1 protein-coding gene is annotated in these 616 nt (G+C 66.1%); it reads left to right on the top strand.

From position 1 onward, the window contains the following. A partial coding sequence (locus P1S46_12415; protein MDF1537266.1) for a CxxxxCH/CxxCH domain-containing protein occupies window positions 1-616 on the top strand: 616 nt, incomplete at both ends.

The following is a 616-nucleotide window of genomic DNA, read 5'->3' as shown; positions in this document are numbered from 1 at the left end:
ACCACTCCCGCGAGCTACATCTGGTACCAGTCGGGTACCTCTGCCTGTATCATGTGCCACGTGGATATCCCGTCCGACACGACCCACAATTCCCACGTGGGCACGGCCTACGGCCGCGACATTGGCTGCTCCGACTGCCACGAAGCGGCCACCAACTGGTCCACCAACACGAAGCCGGCCTCGGGCCACCTCAACGGGACGTTCACCGTTTCCGGCGGCGTGGCCTTCACCTACAGCGGCGCAACCTACCCGACGGTCAAGGGCACCTGTTCCACCAACGTGTGCCACAACATCGGTTACTCTGCCCTGACGGCCCCGGCCCGCTCCTACACCTGGGGAGTCGCCCTGGCTGACAACTGTGCCAGCTGCCACGGTTATCCCAACAGCAGCGGCAACGAGGGCGCCCGCCACACGGCCCACGTGAACAACACCGCCTTCGTGGCCGGCGGCTGCTCCGAGTGCCACCCGGCCTCGACGGATACGACACACCTTAACGGTGTTCAGAATACGGGCGGCGCCTCCACGGTGGTCTACACGGCTCCCGGCTGTACCAACGTCTGTCACACCGTGGACACGGCGAGGGGCGAGAGGCGAGGGGCGAGAGGCGAGAGGCGAG

The sequence above is a fragment of the bacterium genome (assembly GCA_029210545.1).
Lineage (GTDB): Bacteria > BMS3Abin14 > BMS3Abin14 > BMS3Abin14 > BMS3Abin14 > JARGFV01.
The sequence above is the reverse complement of the archived record's forward strand: the minus strand, read 5'-3'. Positions and strand labels throughout refer to the sequence as shown.